The following is a 7,501-nucleotide window of genomic DNA, read 5'->3' on the forward strand; positions in this document are numbered from 1 at the left end:
CCGAAACCGAAAACTTCGGTCGGAATCGGGATTCATGCAGCGGGGGGCATCCAGGGGCATGGCAGGGGGACTACGGCAGGGCTGGTTGGACAAGGCGGTTTTCCTTGCCGGATTGCGTCGTTGGGCGCAGGCGGCGCGGTCGGCTGACCAGATGGACCTGCACAGCCTGCGCGAAAGTCGGACGCGCGCCCGGCGTCTGCGCACCCATCTGGACCGACTGATTCACGTGGCCGAAGGTCGGTTGGCGCTGCCGATGATCGGCAATCAGGCGTTTCCCCGTCCCGTGGATGCGGATTGGGCCTGGCGGCCGGAACTGTGGTGCGGGGCATTGCCGATCCCCGGCATGTCCTCGGTCGAGTCGAAGTCGATGCTAGGCGGCGAGGCGACCCTGTTCCACGATTGCGCGCATTCGGAACTGACCCTGCGCCAGATCCGCAACATGCGCGAGGCGGACCTTGCCGCATATGGTCTGCGGCTGGACGTGTTCCGCTTTGACGGGTCGTATTTGTCGCTTGCGATCGACCTGCCGGAGGAGGCGTCGCGGGGCCTGAAACGCAATCACCTGATCCGCATCGAGACGATCGTGGAGATGGAAAAACCGCTGGAAATTTTCGCCCGGCTGAACATCCGCCACGGCCCGAACACCGAGCAGATCGTCCGCGAACTGCCTCTGAACGCTGAAGAAATCAACGTCGAGTTCGATCTGGCCTACACCAAGCTGAACGAGAAGCGGGTGGAGAAGATGTGGCTGGACCTGATCTTTGAAGGGCCGGAAATGAACCAGGTGGTCCTGCGGGACCTGACCTTCAGCCGCCGCAAGCGGGCCGCGTTGTGACGGCACGGGGAGAGACGAGATGAGCGCATTCACCCTGACCAAGACCCGGTTCCGCGAGGGCGTCTGGGAAGGTGTGCTAATGGCCGCCGAGACCGGCACGCCACCCGACATCCAGGTGACGCTGCGCGATCAGCCGGTGTCCGGCGTGACGGTGACCGAGATGACTCCGGACATGCGCGACCCCGGTTTGCGCTGGCTGGTGCAGGTGCCCGTGCCGCTGGAGGCGGTCGGCGATGGGGTGCAGACTTTCCTGATCGTGGATGCGACCATCGACGAGGTGCTGGAGAGTTTCACGCTGATCTCGGGCGAGGCGCTGGGCGACGATATCCGCGCCGAGGTGGAGCTGTTGCGGGCCGAGTTGGACATGCTCAAACGGGCGTTCCGGCGGCATTGCCTTGAGACGACCTGAGGTTGTGAACGGACGCCAATTCGCAGGTTAATTTCATCCGTCGCGGGAATGGTTTCCATGGCGCGCGGTGGGGTTAACCGGGCGCGCGGTCAAAAGCCTGCTGCATCTGGGGGGGCGCGGGGCCCCAGGGCACAACGGATTAACAAAAGCTGAACAAAAATCGCGCTGCGTTAAGGTGAGTCGCGGCCGGTTTTGACCCGAAAACCGGCCGGTTGTTAACCTGTTGCCCTGAGTCGCGCCCCGGAACCCGTTGCGCGAGATTATTTTTCGTTAACCTGCCGGAAAACGCCACGTCACAAGCGCGAAGATCGGGACAGGGCAGGGAGGTTGACCTTTTGTCGGGAGGGGTCCACGGTAGCGCTATCTCGAAAGGTCTCCTCTCATGTCCCCGATGCGCGGCATTGCGCTGAAGCTGGCTTCTGTCTTTCTGTTCACCATCATGGCCTCTCTGGTGAAGGCGGCCTCGGCGCATGTGCCAGCCGGGGAGGCGGTGTTCTTTCGCTCGGCGCTGGCGATGCCGGTGATCGTGGCCTGGCTGGCGATGCGGGGGGATCTGCGGACGGGATTCAAGGCACAAAAGCCCCTGATGCACGCCTGGCGCGGGCTGGTGGGGGTGACCGCCATGGGCTGCAACTTTGCCGCGCTGGGGTTGCTGCCGCTGCCCGAGGTGACGGTGCTGGGCTATGCCGCGCCGATGTTGACGGTGCTGCTGGCCGCGCTGATGCTGGGGGAACGGCTGCGGCTGTTCCGCATGTCGGCGGTGCTGCTGGGGCTGGTGGGCGTGACCATCGCCATGTGGCCGCGGCTGAGCTTTGGCGACATGAGCGATGCGGCGCTGTGGGGTGTCGGGTTCGTCATGGTCTCGGCCCTGATGCGGGCCTTGGCACAGATCCAGATCCGGCGAATGGTGGCGGTGGAGGAAACCTCGGCCATCGTGTTTTATTTCTCGCTGACGGCGACGCTGTTCTCACTGCTGACTTTGCCGTTCGGCTGGGTCTGGCCGGGTTGGGCGGTGGTCTGGATGCTGGTGGCCTCGGGGCTGATCGGCGGCGTGGCGCAGATCCTGCTGACCTCGTCTTACAAGTTCGCGGGCGCGGCGGTGCTGGCGCCGTTCGAATATGCCTCGATCCTGTTCGCGGTGGTCTTTGGCTACATGATCTTTGACGAGGTGCCAACGGGGGCCGTGCTGGCGGGTGCGGCGATCGTCGTGGCGGCGGGCGTGCTGATTATCTGGCGGGAACGTCAGTTGGGCATGCGGCGCGGCGAGGCGCGGCGGGGCATGACGCCACAGGGGTGAGACGCGCCCGGAGGACTGTCCGGGGGACAGTCCTCAGCGCCGAACGCGGGTTTCGCAAGAAACCCGCCGGGCCGAAGGCAGGGCCGCAAAGTCTTCGACGAAGACTTTGCTGGGGAAGATTTCTCGGCGAGAAATCTTTGCCTCAGAGGTCGAAGGTTTCGGCCAGCCAATAGGCGGGGCGCAGGAGCGCGCGGCGGTATCGGCCCAGCGGGAAGCGTTTCGGTTCGTTTCGCAGGAAGGCGGGGAAGGGTCCGGTGTCGCGGCCCATGATCCGTTGCGCAAGGCTGTGGCCGAGGTAGCTGCCCATGGCGACGCCGTTGCCGTGAAAGCCCAATGCGGCGTGGAGGTCGGGGTGGCCGGGGACGGCACCCGCGAAGGGGTGGCCCGAGGCCATGAGGCAGACGAGGCCGGACCATTCGTGCGTGATCTCGACGTCCTTCCATGCCGGGAAGGCCGCGTGGAAGTCGCGGCGGATGCGTGTCGAGATGCGCTCCTGCTCCCCGGGGAGGGCGGTGAGGCCGCCGCGCATTCCGAAGAGGAACCTGCCTTCGGGCAGTTTGCGGAAGTAATGCAGCAGTTTGCGGGTGTCATAGGCCATCTGGTCGGAGGTCCAGTTGGCCTGCGTCAGTTCGTCGGACGTGAGGGGGCGGGTGACGATGACGGAGCTTTGCACCGGCAGGGTGCGGGCGCGGAGCCAGTGGGGCAGGTCCTCGGAGGAGTAGCCGTTGGTGGCGAGGATGACACGGCGGGCGGTGACCTTGTGCTTGCCCGCGGTGAGGTGCCAGTGGGTGCCGCGGTTCAAGGCGGTGACGGGGGTCTTGGCAAAGGCGCGCACCCCGGCGGCGGTGGCGGCGCGGGCGAGGCCTGCGTGGTACTTCGCCGGGTTGAGGGCAAAGCCCGCGTGGTTGCTGGCGCCGCCGTGCCAGGTTGTGCCGAGGCCGAGGGCCTTCAGCTCGTCAGCGCCGTGGTGTTCGGCGTCGGGGTCGCGGGCCAGTCTGCGGGCCGCGCGGGGGCTGTGGGCGAGGACGGTTTCGCCGTGCGAGTGGCGGTCGGCGTCGATCTTGTATGTGTCCAGCAGGGCGGAGACGTGGTCGACAGCGGCCTGTTGGGTGTCTGCCCAGAGGGCGGCCTCGGCGGCACCGTAGCGCAGGCGCAGCGCGGTGTCGGAGGCGATGGCGCCGCCAAGGCAGCAGAAACCGCCGTTGCGGGTGGAGGCGCCCCAGCCGGGGCTTTCGGCGTCGAAGACGGCCACATCCTGCCCGTATTGCGCGAGGGTCAGCGCGCAGTTCAGCCCGGTGAAGCCGCCGCCGATGATCGCCGTGTCGGTGGTCAGGTCATGGTCGAGGGTGGGCCATTGGGGCGCGTCCACGGTCCCGGCCCAATAGGGCTGGGCGGGACCGTAGGCCGGGGCCTCGTAGAGGCGTTTCACGCCAGTTGGTCGGCGGCACGTTCCTCGCGCGCGCGGCGCACGGCGGTGCGTTTCGTGATGATCGAGGTGGTGATGACGCCGAGGGTGACGATGGCGATGAGCATGGTCGAGAGCGCGTTGATCTCTGGCGAGACGCCGAGGCGCACGGCGGAGAAGACCTTGATCGGCAGGGTGGTGGCCCCCGGGCCGGTGGTGAAGGAGGCGATCACCAGGTCGTCGAGCGACAGGGTAAACGCCAGAAGCCAGCCGGAGATCACGGCGGGCGCGATGATCGGCAGGGTAACGAGGCGGAAGGCCTCGAAGGGCGTGGCGCCGAGGTCGCGGGCGGCTTCTTCCAGCGCGGTGTCGAAGGTGGCGAGGCGCGAGGAGACCACGACCGAGACGTAGCACATGGCAAAGGTGGTGTGCGCGAGGACCACGGTGAGGATGCCGCGGTCGATGCCGAGGCCGATGAACAAGAGCAGCAGCGAGAGGCCGGTGATGACTTCGGGCATGACGAGCGGCGCGTAGATCATGCCGGAGAACAGCGTGCGCCCTCGGAAGCGCCCGGCGCGGACGATGACATGCGCCGCCATGGTGCCGAGCACCGTGGCGAGGCAGGCGCTGAAGAAGGCGACGCGGAGCGTGACCCATGCAGCGTCAAGGTAGGCCTGATCGCGCAGGAGTTCGCCGTACCATTTGGTCGAGAAGCCCGCCCAGACCGTGACCAGGCGGCTTTCGTTGAAGGAATAGGTCACCAGCACGATCATCGGGATGTAGAGGAAGGCGAAGCCGAAGGTCAGCGCGGTGGCGTTGAACCAGGAGAAGCGTTTCATGCGCGGGCTCCCGAATTTTCTGCGAAAATTCCGGTTTCGGGGGCGCTGCCCCCGTGCCCCCGGTCGCGCCTGTGGCGCGCCTCAGGTGAGTATTTGGACCAAGAAGAAGCAGGGGCGTGGTGCATGGGTCTGGCCTGGGTCATTTGCCGGCCTCGCGGGCCTTTTCCTCGGAGCGTTGGAAGAGGACGATGGGGATGATGAGGATCAGGAGCAGGATCACCGCCACCGCCGAGGCCATGGGCCAGGCGAGGTTGTTGAAGAACTCCTCCCACAGGACCTTGCCGATCATCAGGGTGCCTGCGCCGCCCAAGAGCGAGGGGATGACGAATTCGCCCATGGTGGGGATGAAGACGAGGAAGCAGCCCGCGATGATGCCGCCGCGCGAGAGCGGGAAGGTCACCAGCCAGAAGGCCTCGAGCCGGGAGCAGCCGAGGTCCTCGGCGGCTTCGAGAAGGCTTTCGTCCATCTTCTCCAGTGCCGAGTAGATCGGCAGGATCATGAAGGGCAGGTAGGTGTAGACGATGCCGATGTAGACGGCGGTCTTTGTGTTCAGGATTTGCAGCGGTTCCGAGATGATGCCGATCCAGAGCAGGAAGCTGTTCAGCACGCCGTCGTTCGAGAGGATCCCCATCAGCGAGTAGACGCGGATCAGGAAAGAGGTCCAGAAGGGCAGGATCACCAGCATCAAGAGCGTTGCCTGCCATTCCTTCGGCGCGCGCGCCATGCCGTAGGCCATGGGATAGCCGATGAGCAGCGTCAGGAAGGTGGCGACGAGCGCGATCTGGAGGGAGCTCAGGTAGGCCTTCCAGTAGAGGTCATCGGTGGTGAGGAAGACGAAGTTCTCGAAATCCAGCTGGCTGATGAGGTCCCAGAGGCCTGCCATACCCTGTGACGGGTCGTATTGCGGCAGGTAGGGCGGGCGCGCCATGGCGATGTCGCTGAGCGAGATCTTCAGCACGATGACGAAGGGCACGAGGAAGAGCGCCAGCAGCCAGAGGTAGGGCGGGCCGATCACGGTCGCGCCGAGGAAGCTGGTGCGCTGGTCGGTGTCGGATTTGCCCCAGAGGCCGAGGAAGCCCGCCAGCGCCGCGAGCAGCGTGGCGATCAGCAGCGGGCTGTTGCCCAAGGCGGGCCAGCCGTCCTGCGCCACGGCGACGGTGGCCTGCGCGGCGAGGGCGGCAGTCACCACCAGCAGCAGGCCCATGAGGAGGTTCTGCCCCCGGGAAGCGGTGGTCTCGCTCACGCGTCATCCTCCAGCACGACGCCGGCGGTGGCGGTGAAGGAGAGCCAGACCTCGTCTTCCCAGGTGATGCCGCGATTGGCGATGCGGCGGGTGTTGGCGGCCTGCGCCTTGACCATGGTGCCGTCGGCCATCTGCACGTGATAGGTGGACATGTTGCCAAGGTAGGCAATGTCGATGACGCGACCCTTGAGGACGTTGGCCGCCGTGGGCTTGTCCTTGTGGATCGAGATCTTTTCCGGGCGCAGCGAGAGGACGACATTGCGGCCAGCCATGGATTCTGGACCGTTGGCGGCGATCAGGACGGGCTGGCCCTCGTGCCAGTGGATTTCGAGCCCGCCGTCGGGGATGTCGCTGGCGGGCTGCGGCTGGGCCGGTTTGGGGGCGGGATCGGGGGCCGCGCCGATGGTGCCGTTCCGCGCGGTACTGTCCGGCAGGGGCAGGGCCTTGGGTTCGTCGATCCACTTGCCGACGATGGGGGCGAGCACCTTGTCGTGCAGCTTCATCCCCAGGGCGTTGGGCTGCGGTTTGCGGGCCTGATCGTCGGCCATCTTTTGCAGCGCCTCTTCGGCGGCGCGGTTTTCCGGTTCCGGCATTGGTTGCGGTGTCGCAACCGGGGGCGTGGCGGGCGCTGCGGCGGTACGCGCCCTGGCCACGCCGCGGAACAGGTTCACGTCACCGATGAAATCCGCCACGTAAACGGAGTTCGGCGCCTCGTAGATGCGGTCGGGGGTGTCGACCTGCACGATCTTGCCATGGTCCATCACGGCCACGCGGGAGGCGACGGTCATCGCCTCTTCCTGGTCGTGAGTCACGATGATGAAGGTCGTGCCGGTCTTTTCCTGAATGTCCATCAGCTCGAACTGGGTTTCTTCGCGCAGCTTTTTGTCAAGCGCGCCAAGGGGTTCGTCGAGCAGAAGCAGTTTCGGCGCGCGCGCCAGCGAGCGGGCGAGGGCGACGCGCTGGCGCTGGCCGCCGGAAATCTGGTGCGGCTTGCGGGTGGCGAATTTCTCCAGCCGGGTGAGGCGGAGCATTTCGCCCACGCGCGCCTCGATCTCGGCCTTGGGTTTCTTGGCGCGTTTCAGGCCAAAGGCGATGTTGTCCCAGACGCTGAGGTGCGGGAAGAGCGCGTAGCTCTGGAACATCATGTTGACCGAGCGCTGGTTGGCGGGGGTCTTGGCCAAGTCCTTGCCGCCAAGGAGGATCTGGCCCTCGCTGGGGGTTTCAAAGCCCGCGAGCATGCGCATCAGCGTGGTCTTGCCGCAGCCGGACGGGCCGAGCAGGGCAAAGAATTCGCGTGCGTAGATGTCCTGCGTCAGGTTGTCGATGGCGGTGAAATCGCCGAACCGCTTGGTGACATTGCGGAACTGGATAAGCGGTTTTTCCTGGGGGTCGTTCCAGGGGGCGAAGACGGTCTGGGCCATTCTGGTCTTGTTCCTTGTCCCGTCCCGGCCTTGCGCCGGGACCTCCTGTGGC

Annotated in this window: 7 protein-coding genes and 1 pseudogene; 3 read left to right on the forward strand and 5 right to left on the reverse strand. The window is 65.9% G+C overall.

The annotated features are described in order from the left end of the window. The first annotated feature begins 58 nt into the window (after window positions 1-58). The 3 genes from ACP16H_RS21740 to ACP16H_RS21750 all read left to right on the forward strand — a co-directional run bounded on the left by ACP16H_RS21740 (window position 59) and on the right by ACP16H_RS21750 (window position 2,541). Window positions 59-835 (forward strand): DUF6478 family protein, encoded by a 777-nt coding sequence (locus ACP16H_RS21740; protein WP_425074330.1) that lies wholly within the window; start codon window positions 59-61, stop codon window positions 833-835. Window positions 836-854: 19 nt separating this feature from the next. Beyond that, window positions 855-1,244, forward strand: coding sequence for a hypothetical protein (locus ACP16H_RS21745; protein WP_425074331.1), 390 nt, complete (start codon window positions 855-857; stop codon window positions 1,242-1,244). 382 nt (window positions 1,245-1,626) lie between these two features. Further along, on the forward strand, window positions 1,627-2,541 hold the full coding sequence (locus ACP16H_RS21750) for a DMT family transporter (protein WP_425074332.1): 915 nt from the start codon (window positions 1,627-1,629) through the stop codon (window positions 2,539-2,541). Between the two features lie 142 nt (window positions 2,542-2,683). On the opposite strand, the gene ACP16H_RS21755 is transcribed toward ACP16H_RS21750, so the two are convergent. From ACP16H_RS21755 to ACP16H_RS21775, 5 genes and pseudogenes are all read right to left on the reverse strand, one after another. Continuing rightward, a complete protein-coding gene (locus ACP16H_RS21755; RefSeq protein WP_425074333.1) occupies window positions 2,684-3,970 on the reverse strand; it encodes an NAD(P)/FAD-dependent oxidoreductase in 1,287 nt (428 codons plus the stop codon). Then, complete coding sequence (locus ACP16H_RS21760; RefSeq protein ID WP_425074334.1) at window positions 3,967-4,785, reverse strand: ABC transporter permease; 819 nt, start codon at window positions 4,783-4,785, stop codon at window positions 3,967-3,969. The genes ACP16H_RS21755 and ACP16H_RS21760 overlap by 4 nt, the downstream gene beginning before the upstream one ends. A 139-nt stretch (window positions 4,786-4,924) precedes the next feature. Then, complete coding sequence (locus ACP16H_RS21765) at window positions 4,925-6,028, reverse strand: ABC transporter permease (protein ID WP_425074335.1); 1,104 nt, start codon at window positions 6,026-6,028, stop codon at window positions 4,925-4,927. After that, entirely contained in the window at window positions 6,025-6,621 is a 597-nt protein-coding gene (locus ACP16H_RS21770) for a TOBE domain-containing protein (RefSeq protein WP_425074389.1), read from the reverse strand. The genes ACP16H_RS21765 and ACP16H_RS21770 overlap by 4 nt, the downstream gene beginning before the upstream one ends. 51 nt (window positions 6,622-6,672) lie before the next feature. Beyond that, window positions 6,673-7,449 (reverse strand): annotated as a pseudogene (locus ACP16H_RS21775) (ABC transporter ATP-binding protein); the annotation flags it as partial. Window positions 7,450-7,501 lie beyond the last annotated feature (52 nt).

Source organism: Sagittula sp. S175, assembly GCF_049800975.1.
Taxonomy (GTDB): domain Bacteria; phylum Pseudomonadota; class Alphaproteobacteria; order Rhodobacterales; family Rhodobacteraceae; genus Sagittula.